A 23,055-nucleotide genomic window follows, 5' to 3' on the forward strand; every position below is an offset into this window, starting at 1 on the left:
CGCGAAGGCGAGGGTCATTCGCCATTGATGTCGAATGAACCGCGCCGTCGCGAGCAAGCCCGCAGCCACATTTGGATCTCTGAACTATGTGGAATATTCATCGTCCTGTAACCCCCGCGCCGCCAAACCGTCATCCTCCGCGCCCATCCTGTACTCCCCGCACTCGCATTGGGAGACTCCAAATGGCCCGGCCCTACGAAGACAGCAACAGCACCGTCAAGACCCGTCGTCAGCAGGAAGACCAGCGCCGCATGGCGTTCCGTCGCGCAATTGAAGACCGCTGCGACCAGCGCCAGCTGCTCCAGAGCATCAGTGACTACCCGGAACTCCATTGGCAGGCACCCTTGGCTGCCCAGCGAAGCGCTCAGCCAGCGCGCTGATCTGCACCCGCTCGCTGCGGATAAAGCCCAGGAACGCATGGGCCACCGGTGACAGCCGCTTGGCTTTGGCTTGCACCAGGCACCAACTGCGGTACAGCGGCAGTTCTTCCACCGGCAGCTCCTTGAGCCCGCCGGTGGCCAACTCCAGGTTCAAGGCGTGGCGCGTCAGCAGGGCCACGCCCAAACCTGCGACCACGCACTCACGCTGCGCCTCGGCCGACGCCACTTCCACCGTCTGAGTGAAGTGCACGCGTTTTTCCTTGAAGTACTCTTCGCAGGCCAGCCGCGTGCCGGAACCCGGTTCGCGGATGAGCAGGGTGTAAGGTTCCAGATCTTGCAGGCGCAGCGGCCCTTGCAGGCTCAGGGGATGATCCGGCAACGCCACGGCGACGATCGGGTTATTCAGAAACGGCAGGAACTCCAGGCCCATGTCCTGGGGCACCATGGACATGATCACCAGATCGTCGCGGTTGTCCGAGAGCCGGCGAATCACTTGGGCGCGATTGACCACGGTCAGGTGCAGCTGCACCTCCGGGTGCTGGCGCTTGAAGGCGGCGAACAGGTGCGGCACGAAGTATTTGGCGCTCGATTCCACCGCCAGCTTCAACTGCCCCTGCAGTGAGCCCTGCATGTCGGAGAGTTGCATGTCGAGGTTTTCCAGGCGCCCGAAAATATCCCGGCTGGCCCGCTGCAGCGCTTCGGCGGCCTCGGTCATGTAGAGCTTTTTGCCGACATAATCGAACAACGGCTGGCCGATCAGCTCTTCAAGCTGGCGAATCTGCAGGCTGACGGCGGGCTGGGTGAGGGACATTTCCTCGGCTGCACGGCTGTAGGAACGCAAATCACACACTTCATTGAAAATCTGCAACTGACGCAATGTCATACGCATCAATGATTTACGCATTAATTAAGCCCTCACGCCGCTGGTCGTTCGGCCAACTATAAGTCTTTGCTTATACACAACCCAATAATTATTGATTTTTATTAATCCCTCGGTGCGCATAGTGTGTGTCTCGCGACTGTCATGAAACATTTGGTCACGCGCCGACCCGGCTACACAGGGTCGAAGAACGCAGCAATCGGCTCAAGGGAATTTCCAAGTGATAAAAAAGATCCTGATCGCCAACCGTGGTGAAATTGCCGTACGAATCGTGCGTGCCTGCGCCGAGATGGGCATTCGCTCGGTCGCGGTTTATTCGGACGCCGACCGCCACGCGTTGCACGTCAAGCGTGCCGACGAAGCCCACAGCATCGGTGCCGAGCCCCTGGCTGGCTACCTGAACCCTCGCAAGCTGGTGAACCTGGCCGTGGAGACCGGTTGCGATGCGCTGCACCCCGGCTACGGCTTCCTGTCGGAAAACGCCGAATTGGCGGACATCTGCGCCGAGCGCGGGATTAAGTTCATCGGCCCGTCGGCGGAAGTGATTCGCCGCATGGGCGACAAGACCGAAGCGCGCCGCAGCATGATCAAGGCCGGCGTGCCGGTCACGCCGGGCACCGAAGGCAACGTCGCCGACATCCATGAAGCCCTCACTGAAGGCGACCGTATCGGTTACCCGGTGATGCTCAAAGCCACGTCCGGTGGTGGCGGTCGGGGTATTCGTCGTTGCAACAGCCGCGAAGAACTCGAACAGGCCTTCCCCCGGGTGATTTCCGAAGCGACCAAGGCCTTCGGCTCGGCAGAAGTGTTCCTGGAAAAATGCATCGTCAATCCCAAGCATATCGAGGCGCAGATCCTCGGTGACAGCTTTGGCAACGTCGTGCACCTGTTCGAGCGCGATTGCTCGATTCAGCGTCGCAACCAGAAGCTCATCGAAATCGCCCCCAGCCCGCAACTGACCCCCGAACAGCGCGCCTACATCGGCGACCTGTCGGTGCGCGCGGCCAAGGCCGTGGGCTACGAAAACGCCGGCACCGTGGAGTTCCTGCTCGCCGAGGGCGAGGTGTACTTCATGGAAATGAACACGCGGGTGCAGGTGGAACACACCATCACCGAGGAAATCACCGGGATCGACATCGTCCGCGAGCAGATCCGTATCGCCTCGGGCCTGCCGCTGTCGGTCAAGCAGGAAGACATCCAGCACCGTGGCTTTGCGTTGCAGTTTCGAATCAATGCCGAAGACCCGAAGAACAACTTCCTCCCAAGCTTCGGCAAGATCACCCGCTACTACGCCCCCGGCGGTCCCGGCGTGCGTACCGACACGGCGATCTACACCGGTTACACCATCCCCCCGTTCTACGACTCCATGTGCCTGAAACTGGTGGTGTGGGCGTTGACCTGGGAAGAAGCCATGGACCGCGGCCTGCGTGCCCTGGATGACATGCGCCTGCAAGGCGTGAAGACCACCGCCGCCTATTACCAGGAAATCCTGCGCAACCCGGAATTCCGCAGCGGCCAGTTCAACACCAGTTTTGTGGAAAGCCACCCTGAGCTGACCAACTACTCGATCAAGCGCAAACCCGAAGAGCTGGCCCTGGCCATCGCCGCCGCCATCGCCGCCCACGCAGGCCTGTGAGGAATATTCCAATGACTAAAAAGATCTTCGTAACCGACACTATCCTGCGCGACGCCCACCAATCGTTGCTGGCGACCCGCATGCGCACCGACGACATGCTGCCGATCTGCGACAAGCTCGACAAAGTCGGCTACTGGTCCCTGGAAGTGTGGGGCGGCGCGACCTTCGACGCTTGCGTTCGCTTTTTGAAAGAAGACCCGTGGGAGCGCCTGCGCCAACTGCGCGCCGCATTGCCCAACACGCGCCTGCAAATGTTGCTGCGCGGCCAGAACCTGCTGGGCTACCGCCATTACAGCGATGATGTGGTCAAAGCCTTCGTCGCCAAGGCCGCGGTGAATGGCATCGACGTGTTCCGCATCTTCGACGCCATGAACGATGTGCGTAACCTGCGCGTGGCCATCGAAGCGGTCAAGGCTGCGGGCAAACATGCCCAGGGCACCATCGCCTACACCACCAGCCCGGTGCACACCGTCGAAGCGTTCGTGGCCCAGGCCAAGCAGCTGGAATCGATGGGGTGCGACTCGATCGCGATCAAGGACATGGCCGGCCTGTTGACGCCGTACGCCACCGGCGAACTGGTCAGGGCACTGAAAGCCGAGCAGAGCCTGCCGATCTTTATCCATTCCCACGACACGGCGGGTTTGGCCGCGATGTGCCAACTCAAGGCCATCGAAAACGGTGCCGACCATATCGACACCGCCATCTCCAGCTTCGCCTGGGGCACCAGCCACCCAGGCACCGAGTCGATGGTTGCGGCCCTTAAAGGCAGCGAATTCGACACCGGCCTCGACCTGGAACTGCTGCAGGAAATCGGCCTGTACTTCTATGCCGTGCGCAAGAAGTATCACCAGTTCGAAAGTGAATTCACCGCCGTCGACACCCGTGTGCAAGTCAACCAGGTGCCGGGCGGGATGATTTCCAACCTCGCCAACCAGTTGAAAGAGCAAGGCGCTCTGAACCGTATGAGCGAAGTGCTGGCCGAGATTCCTCGGGTACGTGAAGACCTCGGCTTCCCGCCGCTGGTCACCCCGACCTCGCAGATCGTTGGCACCCAGGCGTTCTTCAACGTGCTGGCCGGCGAGCGCTACAAAACCATCACCAACGAAGTGAAGTTGTACCTGCAAGGCGGCTACGGCAAGGCGCCGGCCACCGTCAACGAGAAGCTGCGCCGCCAGGCCATCGGCAGCGAAGAGGTGATCGACGTACGCCCGGCCGATTTGCTCAAGCCGGAAATGACCAAACTGCGCAGCGAAATCGGCGCGTTGGCCAAGTCCGAAGAGGACGTGCTGACATACGCCATGTTCCCGGACATCGGCCGCAAGTTCCTCGAAGAGCGCGACGCCGGCACCCTGGCCCCTGAAGTGCTGTTGCCGATTCCGGAAGCGGGCGGCGTGGCCCGGGCCGGCGGCGAAGGCGTACCGACCGAGTTCGTCATCGACGTGCACGGCGAAAGCTACCGCGTGGACATCACCGGTGTCGGTGTGAAGGCCGAAGGCAAGCGTCACTTCTACCTGTCCATCGACGGCATGCCGGAAGAAGTGGTGTTCGAACCGCTCAACGAGTTTGTCAGCAGCGGCGGCAGCAAGCGCAAGCACGCTACCGAACCGGGCCATGTCAGCACTGCGATGCCGGGCAATATCGTCGATGTGCTGGTCAAGGAGGGCGACGTGGTCAAGGCCGGCCAGGCCGTGCTGATTACCGAAGCCATGAAGATGGAAACTGAAGTCCAGGCAGCGATTGCCGGCAAGGTAACCGCCGTTCATGTGGCCAAGGGCGACCGGGTCAACCCGGGTGAGATCCTGATCGAGGTCGAAGGCTGACAGTAGCCTTCGACATTACCGCTTAATCCTCGGGGGGGCAGGTGCCCTCCTTTTTTTTGCCTGAAAATCAGTATCGGGGGTGCTGCAGCGCGATCAGAAGCTCATCGTCCATTGCCCCGTCACGCCTTGATTGCGGCTATGGGTCCCCGCTTGGCCGCTGTAGCTCAGGCCCAGCGTGTGTTGTTTGGACAGTGCAAGGTCCAGGCCGGCTTGCACGTCCAGGCTGTTGCGGTCCAGTGACGTACCGGTGAGTGTGAAGCCGTCCAGTGCCACCGGTACATTGCGATAGGATTGGCGCACCTGGCTGTCGACTGCGCCGTAGAGATGTTTCCAGCCGGTGCTGAGGTGGGGCGTGAGGGTGACTTGATTGTCGAACCGGTAAACCGTCGCCAGGCGCAGGCCAAACGTGCTGCTCAGATTCTGCTGGGTTTGCGCACCGACGTTGAGTGCGCTCAGGCCACCCCTTTCCTTGAAACTGTCGCGGTGGTAACGCTGGTAGCCAAGGCCGGCGAAAGGTTCGACGCTGAAATCCTCGCTGCCCACTTGATAGCCCAGTTCCGAGAGCAGCGTTTGGCTTTGGGCATCGTAATGAGATTTCAGCTGGTCTCTGTAACCAAGCACATTGACGTCGCGTGTGTTGGCGCCGGCGTGGCTGCTGTAAATCGCACCCAGGCGCAGGGCCAGCGGGCCGTCCTGGCGTACGGCATAGGCACCCAAATGCAAGCTGTCCAGTTCTGCGCGGAAGCGTTGAGCATCAAGATTGCTGGCCGATTTAGCGCCCATCACACCTACGCGCCACGCCTGGTCCACCGCCCAGTCGGCGCCCAGCAGCAGGCCACGGGTACGGTGTTTCAGGCCGGCGCTGCCGCTTCGTGGGTCGAGGTTGCCGTCGTTGCCCAGGCCCTGCACCCAAACGTGACTGTCGTCGTCGGCAGGCAGGGTGCGCAGGGTAGAGAGCAATTGATTGCTGATTTGGCCGGTGACCGCGTGGGTGGCGGTGGCCAGGTTGGCGTTTTGGCTACCGGCCAATTGTTCGAGGGCTGCGCCGATCCCGCCGGGCTGTCCGGCAAGTGCTGCACCCACTTTTTGCAATTGCTTGATTTGCTCAGAGGTCAGCTCACCGGAGTGGAGCAGGTCAAGCAGCGCGGGTTCCAGCACCCTGGCGACCTGCAAGCCATTGTGGGTGGTGGCCTGTCCCGTGAGGTAACCGGGATAGGGCGGTGGAGAGGGCGGCGCCTCGAACTCGGGAGCGTAGGCCAACTCAGCGTCGATCAAATCGTAAGGCTGGAAAAAAAACGGCCTGTATTCGATATCGCCACGTGCGTGCGCAGGTTGAATACTGACGGCCATTGCAAGGCTGATGAACGCTGCGATTCTGGGGGGTGAAAAAGACATGAATCCCGACCTCTGATGAATGAGGCCGGGAATGTAGCGAGGACGTCGCGCGATAACTGTCAGGCCGTCGACCGCTGGGTTGCGGGAGTTGTCCTCAGTGAGGTGCGGATGAAGCCTCAACCGCGGCGCACGTAACCTTTGCCGAAGTGCCGCTCCATGCGCGCCTGGATCAGTTCCAGCCCGAGGGACATCACCCAGTAAATGATCGCCGCAGTGGTGAGCATTTCGATATAGCGGTAGCTCGAGCGGCCATAGGACTGCGCCAGGAACATCACTTCCCAAACCCCCATCACCGAGATCAGCGACGAGTCTTTGAGCATCGAGATAAATTGATTGGTGGCCGGCGGAATGATGGTGCGCATGGCCTGGGGCAGGGTGACATGCCAGAAGATCGCCCGGTCGCGCATGCCCAGCGCCAGCGCGGCTTCCCGTTGGCCATGGGGCACGCCGAGGATGCCGGCGCGGAAAATCTCGCTCAGGTAGGCGCCATAGTTCAGCGACAGCGCAATGATCCCGGCGACGATGGCGCCCGGCACCAGGCCCAATTGCGGCAGGCCCAGGTAAATCAGCAGGATCTGGATCAGCAGCGGCGTGCCGCGAAAGAACGAGGCGTAGAAACTGGCAATGCCAAACGCCACCGCGCTTTTCGACAGGCGCCCCAGGGCAGTGATAAAGCCCAGCACCGACGACGCGACGATGGCACACAGGCACAAAAACAGCGTCAGCGCCGCACCTTGCAGGAAGCCATTGGGTGCCAGGTGCAGGCCGACCAGGTTGGGCAGCTTGTCGAGGATGATCGAGAACTTCAGGTCAAAGCTCAGGAAGAAACTGGCAAACAGGGCGAACAGCACCGCCCAGGTCAGGTAAAGCCGTAGGCGAAAACTCATTGGCTGATATCGGCGCCGATCCATTTTTGCGACAGCTTGGTCAAGGTGCCGTCCTGTTTCAGCTGGGCGAAGACCTCACGCACTTTGCTGTCCCACTGCGGGTCGCCTTTCTCGATGGCGACCGAGTTGGGCTCCGAATACAACGGCGCGCCTGCGAGCTTGAAACGCTTGTCCTGGGTCAGACGCGGTTGCGCGGTGACCAGGTTGGTGAGGATCGCATCCAGGCGCACGCCTGCGCCCAGGCCGAGGTCCTGGAAGGCTACGTTGTCGGTGTCATACGGGGCGATCTGCACCTCTTCGAACGGGTACTGCAACTGGGTGTCTTCAGCGCCTTCGATCACCAGGTTCTTGTTCAGGTAGCTTTCATAGCTGGAGGCGCTGGTGAGGCCGACTTTCTTGCCGCTCAGGTCGTTGGCGCCATGGATGCGATCATCCTTGGCGTTGACCACGATCACGGCGGGCGAGGCGTAGTACTGCACCGGGAAATCGAACACTTCGGCGCGCGCCTTGCTCGGGGTCATGGAGCAGATGCAAATGTCGTAGCGCCCGCTCCAGCGGCCGGCGGCGATTACGTCCCAGGACGGCGTTTCCAGGCGCAGCTTCACCCCCAGTTTTTGCGCCACGGCCTTGGCCACGTCCACGTCGAAACCGTCGAGCTGGTTCTGCTCATTGAGGAATGAAAACGGCGGGTAGCTTTCCATCAGCACGCCGACCAATTCTTTTTTCTGCTCGATACGGTCCAGGGTGACACCGCCAAAGGCTTGGGTGGAAGCGGCCAACATCGTCAGGCCAAGGGCCAACAGCGGTCTGAATTTCAAAATCGAGCACCTGAATAAAAAAGGGGTTGTTATTAACCGAATGGTACGCATTAAATAGTTATAAGAACGACTCTCATAGTGAGTTATTTTCATAAGCATATGAGTAAAAAGCATATGGGCGCAGTAAGCACAGTAATTCTCGATGGCGGCATGGGCCGCGAACTGCAACGCCGTGGCGCGCCGTTCCGCCAGCCGGAATGGTCGGCACTGGCCTTGAGCGAAGCGCCGCACGCGGTGGAGGCGGTGCATGCGGCTTATATCGACAGCGGCGCCAACGTGATTACCAGTAACAGCTACGCGGTGGTGCCGTTTCATGTCGGCGAAGCGCGGTTCGCGCAAGAGGGCCAGGCGCTGGCTGCACTGGCCGGTGAGTTGGCGCGACGGGCGGTGCAAGCCTGCGGCAAAGCGGTGCTCGTTGCCGGTTCATTGCCGCCGCTGTTCGGCTCCTATCGGCCCGACTTGTTCCTGCCTGAGCGCGTCAGCGAACTGCTGACGCCGCTGGTGCAAGGTCTGGCACCTCACGTCGACCTGTGGTTGGCGGAAACCCAAAGCTCCATCGCTGAGGCACGGGCGATTCATGCCGGCCTGCCTCAGGACGGCAAGCCGTTCTGGCTGTCGTTCACCTTGAAAGACGAAGACACCGACGACGTCCCGCGTCTGCGCTCCGGCGAGCCAGTGGTAGAGGCGGCCGAGGCGGCGGCGCAGTTGGGTGTGCAGGTGTTGCTGTTCAATTGCAGCCAACCTGAAGTGATCGGGGCGGCGATCGATGCGGCGCGTGAAACCTTCGAACGATTGGGCGTAGCGATCCGGATCGGCGCCTACGCCAACGCCTTCCCGCCGCAACCCAAGGAAGCCACGGCCAACGATGGCCTGGACCCGTTGCGCGACGACCTCGACCCGCCGGGTTACCTGCACTGGGCGGCTGATTGGAAAGCGCGTGGCGCGAGCCATTTGGGCGGTTGCTGCGGCATCGGACCGGAGCATATTGCGGTGCTGGCCCAGCGCTTGACCGACTGATTCACCACAGCCCAAAAACTGTGTGGGAGGGGCATGCACTGATGCCAGTCAGTCAAGGAGAAACGCTATACCGTGGCGAGGGAGCTTGCTCCCGCTGGACTGCGTAGCAGTCCCATTTTCTGGGATCGCTTCGCGGCCCAGCGGGAGCAAGCTCCTTCGCCACAGGTCACCGATTTGTCCGTTCTGGCGCTTAACGGGATGGCATTAGGGCATGCCCCCCTACTAATGGTTTTTGTGGTGGTTGTGAAGCTTAGGCTCGGCATTCAGCCAGTGTTTTGAGCTGGCCCGAGTCGCTCTGGTTCGCTTCCGACAACCACGCCTCAAACCCTGCACCGACCTCCGGCCACTCCGAGTCCAGTATCGAATACCACGCCGTATCGCGGTTCTGCCCCTTGACCACCATATGCTGGCGGAACACCCCCTCAAAGCTGAAGCCCAGACGCTCGGCCGCATACTTGGAGCGAGCGTTGCCGTTGTTGCACTTCCACTCCAACCGACGGTAGCCCTGCTCGAACGCGTACTTGGCCAGCAGGTACACCGCCTCGGTGCTTTTGGGCGAGCGCTGCATCGGTGCGCCAAAAGTGACATGGCCGATTTCGATGCGGCCTTGCGCCGCGACGATGGACATCAGGCTGAGAATGCCCTGAACCTGGCCGGTTGCGCGGTCGATCACGCTGAAAAAATACGGGTCGCTGCTGGCCGCATGGTTGTTCAGCCAGGCATCGAAGGCGCTGCGCTCGGGAAACGGGCCGTAGGGCAAGTAATCCCACAGCTGCGGATCCGCGCCGGGGCCTTCGAGGGCGTGCCACAGCTGGTCGGCGTGGCGCGGCGGGTCGAGTTTTTCCAGGCGAATGAAACGCCCTTCGAGCAGTTGCTCGGTTGGCGCGGGGGCGCCTTTCCAGTCGGCGAGGGAAGTGGGCATGCTGGCTCCTTAAAGACCTTTGCGAAATTGGATTAAACCCGGGCGTTCGGCGATGCGTTCATAGAGTTGAATCGCGGTGGCATTGGTCTCGTGGGTCAACCAATGCACTTTGCAGCAGCCGTCGGCTTTGGCGGTGGCGTAGACGAACTCGATCAGCTTGCGGCCGACGCCAGTACCGCGTTGCGCGTGGTCCACCAGCAGGTCCTGCAGGTAGCATGAGTTTTCGATGCTCCAGTTCGAACGGTGATAGATGAAGTTGACCATGCCTACCGCGTTGCCGTCTTGCCAGGCCAGAGCAGAGTGGGTCGGCTCGTGGGCGTCGATCAGGCGTTGCCAGGTGCTTTGGCTGACGGCATCCGGCAGTTCGGTGTTGTAGAACGTCAAGTACGCTTGCCACAGCGCCAGCCAGGCGGCGTGGTCGGCGGCAGTCACTCGGCGGATGTCTATCTGGCTCATTCTTCGGCTCCTTGGGGAATAAGGCGGGCGAGGGTCTGGTCGCGCACATCATTGCTGGTCGCCAGCCCTTCGCGCACACCGGCGATGTCGGCCGCGCTGCGGTTCTGGCTGAGCTTGCGTTTGCCGACCAGACGTTCTATCGGCAGGGCGAAGCCGACGATGGCCTTGAGCATGCCTTCAATGTAGTCGGCCGGGGCATCGCTGACGCGCCACGGCTGGGCGCGATTGCTTTCATGGCGGTCGGTGAGGGCGCTGACTACCTCGAGTAGACGCTGGGCGTCGGTAAACACCTCGGCCTTGCCGTAGGCATGCACGGCGATGTAGTTCCAGGTGGGCACCACTTTGCCGTGCTCGGCCTTGACCGGGTAAAACGAGGGGCTGATGTAAGCCTCGGCACCGGCAAAAATCACCAGCGCCTCGCTGCCGTTTTGCAGGTCACGCCACTGTGGATTGGCCTTGGCCATGTGCCCGTAAAGCGTGCCGCTGGGGCCTTCGTCGGGATTGAGCAGCAGCGGCAGGTGGCTGGCGTGCAAGCCGTTCTCACCCGTGGTCACCAACTGCGCCAGGCGGGTGTGCTGAATCAGCTGCTGGATGTCGGGCAATTCATCGAGAGCGAAGGCGCGTGGCGTGTACATGGAAGATTTCCCTTGGCGAATGCCTGCATCCTAGGCAGGCTAATGGCTCGATGTAAGAGCCATCTGGCATCCATTTCATAGGTCCAATATGCCGCCCGTGAGCCCGCCCATGTCATTCAACCCCGCCGGTATCGAGCTGGATCGCCGTCAGGGCCTGACGCGCCAGCTATACGACGCCCTGCGCCGGCGGGTGCTGGACGGGCGATTGGTCAGCGGCACGCGTTTACCCGCCACGCGAGATTTGGCGGCGGCGCTGTCGATCTCCCGCAACAGCGTTGTGCGCGCTTACGATCAGTTGTACGCCGAGGGGTTCATTGAAAGCCGGGTGGGGGACGGCACCTACGTCGCCCAATTGCCCGGCGCGAAAAAATTATCCACAAAAGTATCCACAGGGTTTTCAACAGGCTTACCCACAGCCTTATCCACAAAAAGCCTGGATTTTGCAAAAAACAGTCCTTCTGAAGTTATCCACAGCCTCGGTCTGGAGCGGGTTAAAAATAACCATCTCGCGCAGCCGCCTTCCGGGCCTCCGCGCGCTTTTCGGGTAGGTGTGCCGGCCTTTGATCTGTTTCCGTTCGAGGTTTGGGCCAAGCTTAATGGGGCGTTCTGGCGCAAACCGGACCTGGCGCAGCTGTGCTATGGCGACCCGGCCGGTGATGAGCGCCTGCGCGGCTTAATCGCCGCCTACCTGCGCAGCTCGCGGGGCATGCAGTGCACAACTGAGCAAATAGTGATCACCAGTGGCGCGCAACAGGCAATCAGCCTTTGTGCACAGCTGCTGGTGGAGCCTGGCGATGGGGTGGCGGTTGAAAATCCGGGTTATCGCGCGGCGGGGCATGCCTTTGCGCTGGCCGGTGGCTTGTTGCAGGGCGTGCCAGTGGACGGCGAAGGAATGGATTGCCAGGTATTGAACCGCCTGAACGAGTGCCGAGTGGCCTATGTCACGCCCTCCCATCAGTACCCGCTGGGTGTGGTGATGAGCCTGGCGCGGCGCCTGCAATTGCTGAACTGGGCAGAGCGCACCGGCGGCTGGATCGTCGAGGACGATTACGACGGTGAGTACCGTTACACCGGCGCACCCTTGTCGCCCTTGGCCGCGCTGGATCGCAATGGCCGAGTGCTGTACGTCGGCACCTTCGGCAAGGTGGCGTTTCCGGCGCTGCGCCTGGGGTATCTGGTATTGCCTCCCGGCCTGGCGGAAGCCTTCACCCGACGCCGCGCCGTGGAGATGCGTCATTCCGAAGTGAGCACCCAGGCAGTCATGGCCGAGTTCATGGCGGCGGGGCATTTCCAGCGGCATGTCCGGCGCATGCGGCGGGCGGCGCTGAGCCGTCGCAACGCCCTGTTGGCCGGCTGGCCCGACGCAATACCCGGTGTCGGCTCCTTGCCCAGCGTCGCGGCGGGGTTGCACTTGACGGTGCGGGTCGACAGCTTGTCTCGCGAGCAGCACTTGCTGGAGCGGGCCGATGCAGTGGATGTCGAGATCAACGGTTTGAGCAATTACTGGTTGCCAGGCTCCAGCACACCGCCGGACCAACGCGCCGGCCTGGTGCTGGGGTTCGCCGCCGTGCCCGAACCCGCTATCGTCCAAGCGCTGGCGCGTTTGCGCCGGGCCTGGCAGCCTTGACTGCCGCCAGCACGGGCGCAGCTCATCAATCGGGTTTGGTGCGGAAAAAAAACCGCCTGGCTTGTGTGAGGTTGAGCGTGCTGCGGTAGAAGGCGACGCGCTGTTCTGCATTGAGCCCTTGAAGGTCGTCAGCCGCCTGGCCGAGCGCGCGCTCTTCGGGGGTTTTCAAGCGAGCCGAGAGAAATCTGTCGGCCCGCGCGTCGGCGGTTGAGTAGTGGAAATGCGCATACCACAGCGGGGTGCCGGCATCATCGATGAGGGTGTATTCATCCAGATAGTCCTTGGTAGCGCTTTTGAGCCGGCGCCGTTTGGCCGTTTTTTTGATGCTGATCAGCTTGTGGTTGATGAGCCACTCAACACCCGACAGGGTTGGCGGTTGCTGCTTGATCAGCTTCTGAACCTGCTCATTGGCCTGCCGGTAAAGCGCCTGCGCGGCGTCGTTGAGCTGTTTGCCCAGCGTGGAGGCCGAGGGTTGCTGGCTTTCCGTGGCATTGGTCTGGGTCAGCGCTTCTTCGATGTCTTGGGCGGCCTGCTCCAGCAAGCGGGCATGTTGATGCAGCATGTGCTCGATGCCGATAGGCGTACGCGAGGGTTTGCCTATTTGCTCATCGGCGCGTATCTGAAACACCCGCAGTTCGTCCAATAACGTGCGCCCGTTGAGCAGGCTGGTTGCGAGATCGGGGGCCTTGGGTGAGGGCCGCGTGGTGTCGTGCTCAACGCGTTCTACCCACACGCCTGGGGTTCTTTCATGAAACGTGGCGATGATGTGTTGAGTCAGCGGTGACTTGATGTCGACAAGGTCGGTTTCTAGCCCCACTGCGGTTAAGCGCGGCTCGCCGATCAGCACGCCATTGAAGCGCGTGTGGATGAACTTTTTCCTGGGCCTTGGCGGCGTGGGCGGCGGTGTGGGCCGGATTCGGCGTTGTTCTTGCTCAACATGCAGCGGTGCAAGTTCTGCAGTGGCCCGTTCCGCGAATTCGCGCAGCTGCGCACGCAGGATTTCAATGGGTGGGGTAATGCTCTGATCGGGGAAATCCGCGGGGAAATCCAGTAGGCGTTCATTGATGAGCTGGAACTGATCGAGCAGGTTGTGCAGTGTTTCAACACACTCGTCCAAACGCGACTCGTGACGCTCTTGCAGGGTGTCGCGCAGGGTTTGCACGGTGAGATCGGCGCGGTCGACAATCTCGTTGATCTGAGCCCATGCGTTCGATTCGGTGCTGATCGATTGCGGCGTCACGCAGAGGTTTCGTGCCAGCGTCACTTGCAGGGCTCGCAGGTCGTCGCCGGTATAGGCGGGCAGCCTGGGTTTGCTGTCCTGAATCATGCGCAAGCCGTCCTTGGCCAGGGCTCGCAGTTCGGTGAAGCGCGATCTTGCGTAATCCAGGCGCTTGATCATGTCGTCGCTCATATCGATCATTGCTTGCGCGTCTGCGGAGCTGACCGCCTGGGTCGATGACTGCGCCGGGCTTTCGAGTTGGTCCAGCACAGTCTTGAGTGTCGGCGTGAACGTGGTTTGCAGCTCTCGAATACCGGCCTCGTTGAGTTCCAGTTGAGCCTTTAGATAGCCCAGCGCTTTTTGCTTGAAATCAGTGGCCGGAGTGAAGACGTTCAACGTCATCAGTTGCTTTCGTGCTTCTTCGTAGTCGCTGCCTTGGCTGTCGAGCTTGTTCAGGTAGACCAGGCGCTTTTTGGCCTGCTCCGAGGTGCTCGGGGCAGCGGTCATGGCCAGGTGGGCCGCTTGCAGGTCTTCTTGTGCGCCTTTCTTGGCTTTTTCGAAGGCCGCCAGGTGCGTGCGCAGCTTCTCGGATGTGGCCTTTGCCTTGTCCATGACGCTTTTAATTTCGCTCTTTCGGCCACCACCGCGCAGGCGTAACCGGCTGTCGATGAACCATTCGCCCTTGGCGTTATGGATCAATGCCGGGCCCTTGCGGCTGGGCTGTTCGGAATCAACGATGACGATGGTTGCGTCACCTTCCAGGGCCACTTCAAACCAGCGCGTGCCCACCGGTGCGTAGTAATGCTGTTCAAGAAGGTGAAGGTGCTGGTAGATCCCCTCTGCGCTGATTGCGTCCGGCAGGTCGGCGGGTTTTTCGACTGTGAAACTGTCCAGAATTGTCGTCAGGTTTTTTTGCGAGCGGTTGATGGCGCCGCCGATGTTCAATGGCAGCTCAAGGCCGGAAGCCACCAGGTCGGTGGCGGGCGCTGGCAATTGCTCCACGATGATCGCCTTCTCGTCGAACACCACTGGCGTTCCCGGCACTCGCTCGGCAGGGATGGCGCCAGGGCGGGCGCGGCTGGCGACATGCAGGGTGATGGCCATGCCCACACTGAGCAACACATCAGTGAGCGCGGCCCATTGCGCCTGTTTTTGCCCATGCTCGTGAGCCTCGACGATTGCGTGTACCTGATCGACAATCTGCCAGATCCAGGCGGCTGCGCTGGCGTAACGGCCCATGAAAGGCAGGACCGCATTGAAGATCAGCCAGCCGGCATGTTTGAGCGTTGCCCAGCGCGCTTCGGCGTTGGATACCGATGCACGGTCCGCCAGCTCGACCAGCGCCTGGGCGTTGGCATCGAACAAGGTGGCAAACTGATCGCCGTTAATGGCCTGCTGGCCAAGATGCATGGGGCCGGAAAAGGCCCAAAGCTTGCTGGAAACCACCACAAGATCATCCATGATCCAGGGTGCTGGCAGGTCGCCTGGAAATACATAGTTGCTGTAATCCTCGCGAACCGAGTCCGGCAGCCAGGCGAGTACCGAATCGCGCAGTGTCTTGGACTGCACGATGCCGTACATCAGGTTTGCCTGTGACGAGTATTGAATCAGCGCCGGCTCGAACAGCGGGCGATACAGCAGGCAGGGGCTGTCCGGGCTGTTTTGCGGGCCTATGACGTACATGTTGGCGACCACGTCCACGGCGGTGGACCATTGACGTTTGGGGGCGAAGGCCAATGGCATGATGACGATGGCCTGCCCGAGCACGGTGCGGTCGGCGACGTCGTCCTGCAGGGCGGCCGCCACGAAGCGATAACCGCGTTCATCTATGCCGTTTTCCCTACGGATCTTGTACTGCAAGGCCAGCAACGGCAGTTGAACGCGCAGGTGCTGGGCATACAGGGTTTTACGGCGCGCCGACTCGGCAGGGTCGTCGAGCAATTTGCTGCTTATCAGCGCGGGATAGGTGGTACCGATATCGACTTGGGTAACGAGCTGTTCCACGTAATCGGTGGTCAACCATGCCGGCAGGGGTTTGCTGGCGCGCATTTGCAGGCTCTTTTGACCAATGGGCAGTGCGATGAGGTTTTGCAGGGCCAGGTCGACAAGGCTGAACTCGTAGGTCTCGTACTGCCCCGGCACAGGGAACACGCCCCACACCACCGGGCTTTTGACCCGCAGGGTCAGGGTGTCCAGGGCCATGTGCGCGGCCTCGGGATGGTCCTTGATGATCTGCGCCTTGAGCGTGGTTCGGGCGTAATCCTGGATGGAGGGGATATCGTCCTGGTAGCTTTTGCCCGCATTCAGGCTGTTCAGCGCGGCCAGGTCCTTGAGGTGCTGTGAATAAGCCCCCCGCTCCGACTCCGATGCCTGAACAAGCCAGTCCGGCAATGCTCGCTGATACCAGGCAAGGTCCGGCCCCTGGGCCGTGACCTGTCCACCGGTACCCGCCACTGCGCTCAAGGGCGTCACACCCGGCGCGGACGGCCTGACCGTGGAGTCGGAAAGGATTTGCAGCGAGATCAGGATACAGGCCAGGTACTCGAAATAATTCCCTGCGGGCTGGTGCAGGCGCCACTGCAGGCGCTCATAACGCAGGGGTTGCTCCTCCAGAAAGGTGCGCAGATATTCATTCAGCTCGCCCATGCTGGTGAACTTTGCGTAGCCGTAGAACGAGTGGCAAAGGATGACGGTTTCATCCTCGGACTGGCTTATCAACACGGCGATAAACAGCGGCTGGGTATGCACAACCTTGCCGTCGTTCACCAGGTCGATGTCGATCAGGCAGGCGCCAGGTTGAAGCGTGTCGCCGGGTTGGCGATTCGACGTGTCGGGCGAGTAGTACAGGCTGCGCGCCAGCTTGCAGTTTTCGTCGGTCCAGCCGTCGACCTCTTGCACATTCCAGGCCTCGCGCAGCGTACTGGCCAATGCATGCCAATGCGGGCCGTTGCCGCTGCTGTCATTCCAGAAATCCACCGCCAGCTCTCTGTACGCCCGGTACACCACAGGCGCCAGCATGTTCAGGGTGTGGGCGACTTCGAGAATACGAACCGGCAAATACACCGCAGGCTCGGTGAGCGGCAGCCGGGTGAGAAAATGCTCGCCCTCAAGGCACCGGGTTGCAAAGATGCGGCTGGCCTGCGCTGCCAGAAGACTACTGAGCGATGTATAGAGCGGGGGAAGTGCGATGATCTTATCGTCCTCCAGCTCCCATATGGGTTCGCCTAACAGCGTGGTGTGCGGATCGATATGCAGGTCTGGGTATTGTTCGGCTAACGACTCGCTTAACAGTGCGCCGGCCGCATCCGCTAACGAGGGGCCGACGCTCAACTGGGAAAGCAGTTTAAGGCTGATAGCGTCGAGCCCTGCATCCTGCTCGGTGGTGTCTGGGGTGGTCATGGTACATCCCTGTCTTGCCGGTTGATGGGTACACGCCGAGGTTTACGCTCGGGGCAGCCATGCTAGAAAGGGGCAAGACAGGGTGGGGGCTACTTATCTACACCTTCATTGTGTGCCCAGGTTCAACTCCACCAGGCGTCGGACTTGATCAGTGGCGAGGCCCGCACCGATCAGGGCATGGAGCTTGCCGAACGCTGCTTCGCGGGTCATACCGCCACCCGACAGCACGCCCGCTTCGCGCAGGCGACTGCCGGCTTCGTAGACGTCCAGCTCCACGCCGCCCTCATGACATTGAGTGATGGCCACCACCACCACCCCCTGATCCCGCGCACGCCGTAGGCTTGCAAGGAACTCAGGATTGTCGCTCGGCCCGGTGCCGTTGCCGAAGCACTCCAGCACCAAGGCCTGAATGCCGCTGCCGATCATTGCGTCCAACTGCGCCGCACCGAAGCCGGGGACCAACGGCAGTACGCCGACGTTCGCCAAGGCTTTGGGCGTGCGGTAATCCAATGCCGCCGGCAGGGACTCGGCGGGGGCGAAGTCATCCTGGCGTCGCAAGGCCGCAAACGGGTTGCGCCCGGTACTGCGAATCTTTGCGCAACGGGTCGGGGCCATCAGCACGCCGTGGAAGTACAGGTGCACGCCTGCTGCCAGGCCTTCGCCCAGTGCCGCCAAGGCGCCGCTGACGTTTTCCCAGGCGTCGCTGTCCGGCACGCCGGCCGGTAGCATGGAGCCGGTGAACACCACCGGCGCCGGCAAGCCCAGCAGTTGGAAGCTCATGGCCGCCGCGCTGTAGGCCAGGGTATCGGTGCCGTGCAGGACCAATACGGCGTCGCAGCCGTCGTCCACGGCCTCAACCACCGCGGTGCGCAGGCGCTGCCAGTAGGCGGGGTTCATGTTGGCGCTGTCGATCAGCGGCGACATTTCCCGAAAGCGCCACGCGGGCACCGGCAGGTTGGCAAGCTGTTCGCGCATACGCGCTTCGAAACCGGAAGCCGGGGCCAGGCCGTTGGCGCTGGCCTGCATGCCGATGGTGCCGCCGGTGTAGAGCACCATGACGTTGTGGGCTGATTGCATGAAAAATCTCCTGAACGAAAAACGCCGCCGGGCCCAGAGCATGCCCAAGGCCGGGCGGCGTGTCATCTAGCGGTGATTAACGTTGCGCTTGAGCGCTCAGTTCCGCCGCCGGGGCCGCTTCGGTTTTCACCGGGTTGGCCGGCCAGGCCTTGCGGTCCAGGTCCAGGTCAGGGAACTGGCTGGAGTCGAACACGGGGGTCTTGATGCCCGCTGCGCGCTGGTTGTCGTAATCGTTGAGGATGCGCATGGCGATCTTGAACAGGAAGGCCAGGGCGAACAGGTTGACGAACGCCAGCATGGTCATGGTGATGTCGGCGAAGGCGAACACCGTGCTCAGGTTCTCGATGGAACCCCAGAAAATCAGCACCAGCACCAGAGCGCGATAGCCCATCAGCACCTTGCGGTTGTTGCCGACCAAAAAGCGCAGGTTGCTCTCGCCCAGGTAGTAGTTGTACATGATCGAAGTGAACACGAACAACGCCAGGGCCACCGAGATAAACATGCGGCCCCAGTCGCCGACCACCGCCGCCAGGGAGTTCTGGGTCAGGGCAATGCCGTCGCCTTCAAAGCCTGGGGTGTAGAAGCCGGACAGCAGGATCAACAAGGCGGTGCAGGTGCAGATCACAAAGGTGTCGAGGAACACGCTGAAGGCCTGGACCACGCCCTGAGCGATCGGGTGCTCGACCGACGCCACGGCTGCCACGTTAGGCGCACTGCCCAAACCGGCTTCGTTGGCGAACACGCCGCGTTTCACGCCCATGATGATTGCGCTGCCCACCAGGCCGCCGAAGGCCTGGTCGAGGCCGAACGCGCTCTTGACGATGGTCGCGAGCATGGCCGGGACCTGGTCGAATTGCAGCACGATCACGTACAGGGTCACCGCGATGTAGACCAGGGTCTTGACCGGCACCAGCAGGTCGGCGATCGAGGCGATACGCTTGATCCCGCCGATGAACACCAGGCCCAGCAACACCGCCAGCGCAAGGCCGGTGTAGGTGGTGTCCAGGCCGAAGGCGTTATTGAGCGAGTGCGTCACGGCGTGGGCTTGCAGGCCGTTGAAGGCAAAGCCGAAGGTCACCAGCAACAGGAACGCCATCACCATGCCCAGCCAGCGCTTGTGCAGGCCGTGCTGGATGTAATAAGCCGGGCCGCCACGGTAGGCGCCTTCGGCATCGGTGCGCTTGTACAGCTGGCCGAGGGAGCACTCGATAAAGCTCGACGACATGCCCACCAGCGCGGTGACCCACATCCAGAACACGGCACCCGGGCCGCCCAGGGTCACGGCAATGCCGACGCCTGCGATGTTACCGGCACCGACGCGGCCCGCCAGGCTGAGCATCAGCGCCTGGAACGAACTGAGTTGACCGGCGCTGCTCTTCAGGCTGTCTTTAAACACCGAGAACATATGGAAAAAGTGACGCAATTGAACGAAACGCGAGCGGATCGTGAAATAACCGCCGAGCCCGACAATGAGCACGATCAGTACTTTCCCTGAGAGGAAGTCGTTGATGACTTCGAGCATGGAGTGTTCCTCGCTGATTTTTCTAATGGCAAACGCAGGACGGTTCGACGCCGTCGCATCGCACCAGGCAGTGCGCGACAGTTCGACCCCAATCCTTTTGCGGGTGTTGTTATTCATGCGGTTTCGCGTTGTACCCGGGCCCCGTTACCGACGGCCGCAGACGCGAAGAGGGGCGGCACTATACCTAGCAGAGAGTGATCCGTCTGCTCGGGCTGATTAAAGGTTTCACCAAAGTCCTTATGGCTACACCCGTTGACTGTGGGAGTCGGGCTTGCCCTAATGCCGGTCAGTTAAGCGCTAAAGCAGAAAAACCTGCGACCTGTGGCGAGGGAGCTTGCTCCCGTTGGGGCGCGAAGCGGCCCCAAAAATGGGACTGCTACGCAGTCCAGCGGGAGCAAGCTCCGTCGCCACAGGGACCGGTTCTGTCTTAACTGACTGGCATTAGGGCTTGCCCGCGATGACGGTAGGGCAGGCAATAGTGATGTCGGCTTGCCCACCTTCATCGCGGCAAGCCCGGCTCCCACAGAGGATTGCGGTGTTCGGTCGAGCGTGTTTCAAGCAAAAAAAAGGGCCTGAAGAACGAGCCTTCAAGCCCTCAAAAGGTGAGAGGTGTCTAGTCCCTCAGCCTGGTGAGCGGTGCAACAAACGCTTAGGCCTTCAGTGGGACCAAGCGTGGAGCGATCATGTTTTCGGGGCGCAGGATGTCGTCGAGCATGGCGTCGTCGAGCAAGCCTTCTTCACGCACCAGTTCCAGCACGCCGCGGCCGCTCTCAAGGGCGATGCGCGCGATGCGGGTGGCGTTTTCATAGCCGATGTACGGGTTCAGCGCGGTCACCAGGCCGATGGAGTGCTCCACCAGTTCGCGGCAGCGCGCTTCGTTGGCGGTGATGCCGACGATGCAATGCTCGCGCAGCATGTCCATGGCACGTTGCAGCAGGCGGATCGAGTCGAAGATCTTGAAGGCGATCAGTGGCTCCATCACGTTCAGCTGCAGTTGGCCGCCTTCGGCCGCCATGGTCAGGGCCAGGTCGTTACCGATGACTTGGAACGCCACTTGGTTCACGGCTTCCGGGATCACCGGGTTGACCTTGCCGGGCATGATCGAGCTGCCTGGCTGGCGAGCCGGCAGGTTGATCTCGTTGATGCCGGTGCGTGGGCCGCTGGACAGCAGGCGCAGGTCGTTGCAGATCTTCGACAGTTTTACCGCGGTACGCTTGAGCATGCCGGAGAACAGCACGAACGCGCCCATGTCGGAGGTGGCTTCGATCAGGTCGGCCGCCGGTACCAGCGGCTGGCCGCTGATGGTGGCCAGGCGTTGTACGGCCAGGGCCTGGTAGCGCGGGTCGGCGTTGATGCCGGTACCGATGGCGGTGCCGCCCAGGTTCACTTCGGTCAACAGCTCCGGCGCCAGGGTTTTCAGGCGGGCCAGGTCTTCACCGAGGGTGGTGGCGAAGGCGCGGAATTCCTGGCCGAGGGTCATCGGCACGGCGTCTTGCAGTTGGGTGCGGCCCATTTTCAGCACATGGCCGAACTCAACACCTTTGGCGGCAAACGCCTGGATCAGGCTGTCGAGGCTGGCCAGCAGCGCGTCATGGCCCAGCAGCAGACCCAGGCGGATCGCGGTCGGGTAGGCGTCGTTGGTCGACTGCGCCATGTTCACGTCGTTGTTGGGGTGCAGGTATTGGTATTCGCCCTTGTTGTGGCCCATGGCCTCCAACGCGATGTTGGCGATGACTTCGTTGGCATTCATGTTGGTTGAAGTGCCGGCGCCGCCTTGAATCATGTCCACCACGAACTCTTCGTGGAAATCGCCGCGGATCAGGCGGGCACAGGCTTCGCTGATGGCAGCGTGCTTGGCATCGCTGAGCTGGCCCAACTCGCGGTTGGCGTCAGCGGCGGCTTGCTTGACCATTGCCAGGCCGACCACCAATTTCGGGTAATGCGAAATCGGAACGCCCGAGAGGCGGAAGTTATTCACGGCTCGCAGGGTCTGGATGCCGTAATACGCTTGAGCGGGTACTTCGAGTACGCCAAGCAGGTCTTTTTCTGTGCGGAATGATGCAGCGGAGGACATGACGGAAATCATCTCGATAAGGACCCGGAACTGGCCGGAACGCTGCGAATGCTAGGCTTGTAGAAGTTTTTGGGCCAATGCTGTTAACCGCTGGCCTATGCACAAACGGCATAATGTGGGTGTGACCCAGTTACCATGACGGGCGTGTGTGCCAAAATGGTGCATTCCCGTGGGAGGCAGTGATGAACCTTGAAAGCAAATGGCTGGAAGACTTCAGCGCCTTGGCGGCGACGCGCAGCTTTTCCCAGGCGGCGGAGCGGCGCTTTGTCACCCAGCCGGCATTCAGCCGACGTATTCGCAGCCTGGAAGCGGCGTTGGGGCTGACGCTGGTCAATCGCTCACGCACGCCCGTGGAGCTGACGGCGGCGGGGCAGTTGTTCCTGGTCACTGCACGCACGGTGGTCGAACAACTCGGTGAAGTGCTGCGCCATTTGCATCACCTCGAAGGCGGTCAGGGCGAGGTCATGCAAGTGGCGGCCGCCCACTCCCTGGCGCTGGGTTTCTTCCCGCGTTGGATCGCGCAGTTGCGCAATGAGGGCCTGAACATCGCCACGCGGCTGGTCGCCACCAACGTGGGCGATGCCGTTCACGCCCTGCGCGAAGGCGGCTGCGACCTGATGCTGGCGTTCTACGACCCCGACGCCGCGATGCAGATGGACGCCGAGATCTTCCCCTCGCTGCACCTGGGCAACACCGAAATGCTCCCGGTGTGCGCCGCCGATGCCGACGGCAAACCATTGTTCGATCTGGAAGGCGAGGGCAGCGTGCCGTTGCTGGCTTACAGTGCCGGGGCGTTCCTCGGCCGCTCGGTGAATTTACTCCTGCGCCAGCGCGCCCTGCGCTTTACCACCATTTATGAAACCGCCATGGCTGACAGCCTCAAGAGCATGGCGCTGGAAGGGCTGGGCATCGCCTGGGTGCCGCAATTGAGTGTGCGTGCCGAACTGGCTCGGGGCGAATTAGTGGTGTGTGGTGGTGCGCAATGGCATGTGCCGCTGGAGATTCGGTTGTATCGGTGTGCTTTGGTGCGCAAGGCGAACGTGCGATTGTTGTGGCGTAAGCTGGAAGGCGGCGCGGCGCAAAACCCGCCGGCTGAACGCGCTTAAATGTGGATGCTGGCAAGCCTGCTCCCACAGATTTTGTGGTGTTTTCGCTGACTTGTAAGTCAATAAAACCGCCGCTTTGACTGGGTAGACAGATGGTCATCCCAGGGGCTGTTTATCTGAATTATTACGGTATACTGCGCGGCCTTCGGCCGGTCCAATCGGCCTGATTTCGTACACCAAGCCAC

At 61.5% G+C, this 23,055-nt stretch carries 17 protein-coding genes; 6 read left to right on the forward strand and 11 right to left on the reverse strand.

Annotation, left to right across the window (positions count from 1 at the left end; all coding sequences use genetic code 11):
• The first annotated feature begins 182 nt into the window (after positions 1 to 182).
• Positions 183 to 380, forward strand: a complete 198-nt coding sequence (locus Q1V60_RS03335; protein ID WP_300627399.1) for a PA3496 family putative envelope integrity protein — start codon at positions 183 to 185, stop codon at positions 378 to 380.
• Here the strand turns inward: Q1V60_RS03335 and Q1V60_RS03340 are convergent.
• The gene (locus tag Q1V60_RS03340) at positions 310 to 1,284 is read right to left on the reverse strand and encodes a LysR family transcriptional regulator (protein ID WP_300627401.1); all 975 of its coding nucleotides are present in this window, start codon (positions 1,282 to 1,284) and stop codon (positions 310 to 312) included. The genes Q1V60_RS03335 and Q1V60_RS03340 overlap by 71 nt on opposite strands.
• Positions 1,285 to 1,480: 196 nt before the next feature.
• On the opposite strand from Q1V60_RS03340, the gene Q1V60_RS03345 reads away from it, so the two are divergent.
• Together Q1V60_RS03345 and oadA are read left to right on the forward strand one after the other, a co-directional pair.
• Positions 1,481 to 2,896: an acetyl-CoA carboxylase biotin carboxylase subunit gene (locus tag Q1V60_RS03345; RefSeq protein ID WP_003195732.1), complete on the forward strand. Its 1,416-nt coding sequence runs from the start codon at positions 1,481 to 1,483 to the stop codon at positions 2,894 to 2,896.
• A gap of 11 nt (positions 2,897 to 2,907) precedes the next feature.
• Complete coding sequence (gene oadA / locus Q1V60_RS03350) at positions 2,908 to 4,716, forward strand: sodium-extruding oxaloacetate decarboxylase subunit alpha (RefSeq protein ID WP_300627403.1); 1,809 nt, start codon at positions 2,908 to 2,910, stop codon at positions 4,714 to 4,716.
• 93 nt (positions 4,717 to 4,809) lie between these two features.
• Here oadA and Q1V60_RS03355 read toward each other — a convergent pair whose 3' ends face one another.
• The 3 genes from Q1V60_RS03355 to Q1V60_RS03365 all read right to left on the reverse strand — a co-directional run bounded on the left by Q1V60_RS03355 (position 4,810) and on the right by Q1V60_RS03365 (position 7,816).
• Positions 4,810 to 6,111 carry an autotransporter outer membrane beta-barrel domain-containing protein gene (locus Q1V60_RS03355; protein ID WP_300627404.1) on the reverse strand — a complete coding sequence of 434 codons (1,302 nt, stop codon included), beginning with the start codon at positions 6,109 to 6,111 and terminating at the stop codon, positions 4,810 to 4,812.
• Between the two features lie 116 nt (positions 6,112 to 6,227).
• The gene (locus tag Q1V60_RS03360) at positions 6,228 to 6,998 is read right to left on the reverse strand and encodes an amino acid ABC transporter permease (protein WP_300627405.1); all 771 of its coding nucleotides are present in this window, start codon (positions 6,996 to 6,998) and stop codon (positions 6,228 to 6,230) included.
• The gene (locus Q1V60_RS03365) at positions 6,995 to 7,816 is read right to left on the reverse strand and encodes an ABC transporter substrate-binding protein (RefSeq protein ID WP_300627407.1); all 822 of its coding nucleotides are present in this window, start codon (positions 7,814 to 7,816) and stop codon (positions 6,995 to 6,997) included. The genes Q1V60_RS03360 and Q1V60_RS03365 overlap by 4 nt, the downstream gene beginning before the upstream one ends.
• A 114-nt stretch (positions 7,817 to 7,930) precedes the next feature.
• Here Q1V60_RS03365 and Q1V60_RS03370 point away from each other — a divergent pair, with 114 nt between their 5' ends.
• On the forward strand, positions 7,931 to 8,833 hold the full coding sequence (locus Q1V60_RS03370) for a homocysteine S-methyltransferase family protein (RefSeq protein ID WP_300627409.1): 903 nt from the start codon (positions 7,931 to 7,933) through the stop codon (positions 8,831 to 8,833).
• Positions 8,834 to 9,083: 250 nt separating this feature from the next.
• Here the strand turns inward: Q1V60_RS03370 and Q1V60_RS03375 are convergent, their stop codons facing one another.
• Genes Q1V60_RS03375 through Q1V60_RS03385 form a run of 3 tightly spaced genes read right to left on the reverse strand, consistent with a single transcriptional unit; the run spans position 9,084 to position 10,846 of the window.
• Entirely contained in the window at positions 9,084 to 9,755 is a 672-nt protein-coding gene (locus Q1V60_RS03375) for a GNAT family protein (protein WP_300627411.1), read from the reverse strand.
• A gap of 9 nt (positions 9,756 to 9,764) precedes the next feature.
• A complete protein-coding gene (locus Q1V60_RS03380; protein WP_300627413.1) occupies positions 9,765 to 10,211 on the reverse strand; it encodes a GNAT family N-acetyltransferase in 447 nt (148 codons plus the stop codon).
• Positions 10,208 to 10,846 (reverse strand): FMN-binding negative transcriptional regulator, encoded by a 639-nt coding sequence (locus tag Q1V60_RS03385; protein ID WP_300627415.1) that lies wholly within the window; start codon positions 10,844 to 10,846, stop codon positions 10,208 to 10,210. Before Q1V60_RS03385 ends, Q1V60_RS03380 begins: the two co-directional genes overlap by 4 nt.
• 88 nt (positions 10,847 to 10,934) lie before the next feature.
• On the opposite strand from Q1V60_RS03385, the gene Q1V60_RS03390 reads away from it, so the two are divergent.
• Entirely contained in the window at positions 10,935 to 12,473 is a 1,539-nt protein-coding gene (locus tag Q1V60_RS03390) for a PLP-dependent aminotransferase family protein (RefSeq protein WP_300627417.1), read from the forward strand.
• A 25-nt stretch (positions 12,474 to 12,498) separates the two neighbouring features.
• On the opposite strand, the gene Q1V60_RS03395 is transcribed toward Q1V60_RS03390, so the two are convergent.
• The 4 genes from Q1V60_RS03395 to aspA all read right to left on the reverse strand — a co-directional run bounded on the left by Q1V60_RS03395 (position 12,499) and on the right by aspA (position 21,764).
• Positions 12,499 to 17,091 carry a DUF6543 domain-containing protein gene (locus tag Q1V60_RS03395; protein ID WP_300627418.1) on the reverse strand — a complete coding sequence of 1,531 codons (4,593 nt, stop codon included), beginning with the start codon at positions 17,089 to 17,091 and terminating at the stop codon, positions 12,499 to 12,501.
• Positions 17,092 to 17,196: 105 nt separating this feature from the next.
• Entirely contained in the window at positions 17,197 to 18,168 is a 972-nt protein-coding gene (locus Q1V60_RS03400) for an asparaginase (RefSeq protein ID WP_300627419.1), read from the reverse strand.
• Between the two features lie 76 nt (positions 18,169 to 18,244).
• Positions 18,245 to 19,690, reverse strand: coding sequence for an alanine/glycine:cation symporter family protein (locus Q1V60_RS03405; protein WP_300627420.1), 1,446 nt, complete (start codon positions 19,688 to 19,690; stop codon positions 18,245 to 18,247).
• Positions 19,691 to 20,339: 649 nt separating this feature from the next.
• Positions 20,340 to 21,764 (reverse strand): aspartate ammonia-lyase, encoded by a 1,425-nt coding sequence (aspA, locus tag Q1V60_RS03410; RefSeq protein ID WP_300627422.1) that lies wholly within the window; start codon positions 21,762 to 21,764, stop codon positions 20,340 to 20,342.
• A gap of 182 nt (positions 21,765 to 21,946) precedes the next feature.
• Between aspA and Q1V60_RS03415 the strand changes: the two genes are divergently transcribed.
• Positions 21,947 to 22,870, forward strand: coding sequence for a LysR substrate-binding domain-containing protein (locus Q1V60_RS03415; protein ID WP_300627424.1), 924 nt, complete (start codon positions 21,947 to 21,949; stop codon positions 22,868 to 22,870).
• The last annotated feature ends 185 nt before the right edge of the window (positions 22,871 to 23,055 follow it).

The sequence above is a fragment of the Pseudomonas sp. genome, from assembly GCF_030147005.1.
Classification (GTDB): domain Bacteria; phylum Pseudomonadota; class Gammaproteobacteria; order Pseudomonadales; family Pseudomonadaceae; genus Aquipseudomonas.